The organism is Candidatus Obscuribacterales bacterium (assembly GCA_036703605.1).
Lineage (GTDB): Bacteria > Cyanobacteriota > Cyanobacteriia > RECH01 > RECH01 > RECH01.
This window is the reverse complement of the sequence record DATNRH010000771.1, coordinates 1-3,059: the sequence shown is the minus strand read 5'-3', so window position 1 is coordinate 3,059 and position 3,059 is coordinate 1. Positions and strand designations below refer to the sequence as shown.

The following is a 3,059-nucleotide window of genomic DNA, read 5'->3' as shown; positions in this document are numbered from 1 at the left end:
CATGATTCCGTGATCCCAGGGCAATACGAATAAGTAGATGGACTCCATTAAATGAGGCTAAGTTGCCGGGTTTCGACGTCGCTCAACCCTCTTCTCATCAGGATTAGAGCATTGAGCAATGTCGAAGTGCTTACCAATCGTTACGTCCTCCCACTGACCAGGCGAGGGCTGCTCCACCAGTTCGGACGGAACCAGGCTCAGAATGATATCGGTCATTACCCAACGGATAAGAGTTTCTGGATCCATGACGGCACCGAACGCAGTTTAAACCAAGGGCGATCGCCCCTATAGACCCGGTATCTCACCGTTCAACCAGCAAACGCTCCATGACGACAAATCGGTCTGTTATGATGCGATGGGCTAAAAATGGGATCTCTACGATCCCTCACCTCATCATCCAGTCTTTATCATTAGCGAGGATTTTACGCGTGAACTTGCCGACCACCATTGCCGGACTCTCCACGGAGCATATTCTAGAGGTCACCCGCTCGATAGGCTGGGGCGCAGCGGAAATTCTACAGACCTACTATCGGGGAGAAACTCCCGTCGGCGCACAGGCAGGGCTGAATGTGCAGGAAGGCAAGGATGGCCCCGTAACCTCCGCCGATCTGGCCGCCAATCACTATATCCTCGATCGCTTAACCACTGCCTTTGGACAAGATACCTTTGGCTACTTGAGCGAAGAAACCTACAAGGCTCAGAAACGCCAGTCCCCGTTTCCTGAAGACTGGCTATGGATTATTGATCCCCTCGATGGCACCCGCGACTTTATCGATCGCACCGGAGAATATGCACTACATATCGCCTTGACCTACCAAGGGCGTCCCATGCTGACAGTCGTTGTCTGTCCTGAACTGGGCAAGCTTTACTATGCCACCAAGGGCGGCGGAGCTTTTGTAGAAACTACCGGGGGCACCACCACGCCCCTGAAGGTATCCCAACGCGATCGCCCCGAGGACTTAGTCGTGGTCATGAGCCGCACCCACCGAGATGACCGCTTCAACCAACTGCTGAAACAGCTTCCTTGTCAACATCAAATTGCCGTAGGCAGCGTAGGTGGCAAGATTGCGGCGGTGGTAGAGCAACGGGCCGATGTCTACATTTCTCTCTCAGGTAAATCGGCTCCCAAAGACTGGGATATGGCGGCACCGGAACTAATTTTGACGGAAGCCGGTGGTCAGTTTACCTATGCCGATGAAACCCCCTTGCAGTACAACCGGGGAGACGTAAACCAGTGGGGATGCCTGATTGCCAGCAATGGTCAGCATCACACCGACCTTTGCACCACTGCCCGCACCCTATTGGCTGCCATTGATGCTCAGTGATTAATGGCCAGTAACTAGCCTGGAGCCGTGAGGAGGTATTTTGCCATCTGACAGTCGGCTTGAATTTGCTCCTTCAAGGCATCCAGGGAGTCAAATTTCTGCTCAGGGCGCAAAAAGTGGCTGAGGAACAGGGTCAGCCGACGCTGGTAAAGATCGCCTGACCAATCTAGCAGATGTACCTCTAGGGTTTGCTGCAAACCATTGACCGTAGGGCGATGCCCTAGGTTCATCACGCTGGGGCGTAGGGTACCGTCTAGGTCAACCCACACCGCATAAACACCTTGACGGGGCAATAATTTTTGGGGCGGCGTCTCCAGATTTGCCGTCGGAAAACCGAGGGTGCGCCCCAACTGCTGCCCCTGCACTACCGTGCCGGTGAGGGCATAGGGTCGCCCCAGTAGGTGATTGGCTCTGGCAATATTACCCTGGCCTAGGGCATCACGAATCGCAGAACTGCTGATGCGATCGCCCCCATCGGCATAGAGCGGCACCACCGTCACCTGAACGCCAAAGGTCGCCGCGATCGCCCTCAAATCTGCCGTTGTTCCAGAGCGATCGCGGCCAAAGCAAAAGTCTTCACCGACGCTAATATGACGAGCATCAAGACCATCGACCAATATACGCTGCACAAACTCCTGAGGGGTCAACTGCGCTAAGCCTTGGTCAAAGGGCAGCAAGACCAATTGTTCAACCCCCAACTTGGCCAACTCCCACACCTTCTCATCCAAGGGCGTTAACAATAGACGGCGTTCTCCGGCAAAAAACTCCCGAGGATGGGGGAAGAACGTCACCACGGTGCGCAGGGGGCGATCGCGCTGGGAATTTGCATCAAGAGAGCAATCGGATTCCTGAGCTGCGCCAGGTTGAGAGCGTTGATGTCCAACCGACATAGCCACCGAATCTGGGGCTAGCTGATCAACGCAAGACCCCGGCAAAATTGGCGCAAGAACCTTTTGATGTCCACGATGGACACCATCAAAATTTCCGAGAGCGGCAATCGTTGGGGTGCGCGCTGTATTGAGTGACGAAGTGATCCACACGCTTTACATTCTGACACATAGCGTGAAACCCTTACTGCAAACCTGATAACTGAGTGATAGATCCCCAAGCTGGTCTACCCCCTTCTTCTGAACCACGAAGCGCTATACTAGCGAAACTCTCCATGGCACTTGGTTCGTTACCTGTCGTCATTAGAACCCAACCCCCAAGCTTTCATCCGCAATCCTGACGCAGTTGGTTTACTTGAATGCTGATTTCGATCGTCATGAGTCCCATTTTTCAGACCATCTTGGTCATTATGCTAGCGCTGATCAGCTTCGTGGCAGAATGGGTGCCCGTTGACTTAACGGCATTGATGGTCGCAGTACTGCTGATGCTGCTAGGTCTGGTGACCCCAGAAGAGGGCGTCTCAGGATTTGGCAACTCAGCCACCATCACCGTCATGGCCATGTTTATTCTCAGTGCTGGCATCGCTCGCACAGGGGTGATCCAAGTCGTGCGGAGTTGGCTGATTGATTGGGGCGGTCAACGCATTTCCCAACAAATTTTCGTCATGGGCATGATTGTGGGGCCCATTACAGCCTTCATCAATAACACCGCCGTCGTCGCTGTATTCCTACCGATTGTGGAAGACTGGTGCAAAGTTCAAGGGCGATCGCCCTCCAAGCTGCTGATTCCCCTTTCCTACGCCACGGTTATGGGAGGCATGCTCACCCTGATTGGCACCTCCACCAA

The 3,059-nt window shown here is 53.9% G+C and carries 3 protein-coding genes; 2 read left to right on the top strand and 1 reads right to left on the bottom strand.

Going from position 1 to position 3,059, the window contains the following annotated elements:
* Window positions 1-428 precede the first annotated feature (428 nt).
* The gene (locus V6D20_15980) at window positions 429-1,325 is read left to right on the top strand and encodes a 3'(2'),5'-bisphosphate nucleotidase CysQ (GenBank protein HEY9817279.1); all 897 of its coding nucleotides are present in this window, start codon (window positions 429-431) and stop codon (window positions 1,323-1,325) included.
* Between the two features lie 14 nt (window positions 1,326-1,339).
* Here the strand turns inward: V6D20_15980 and V6D20_15975 are convergent, their stop codons facing one another.
* Window positions 1,340-2,365, bottom strand: coding sequence for a bifunctional riboflavin kinase/FAD synthetase (locus V6D20_15975; GenBank protein HEY9817278.1), 1,026 nt, complete (start codon window positions 2,363-2,365; stop codon window positions 1,340-1,342).
* Window positions 2,366-2,589: 224 nt separating this feature from the next.
* Between V6D20_15975 and V6D20_15970 the strand changes: the two genes are divergently transcribed.
* Window positions 2,590-3,059 (top strand): SLC13 family permease (locus V6D20_15970; GenBank protein HEY9817277.1); only part of this gene is annotated, 470 nt, incomplete at its 3' end.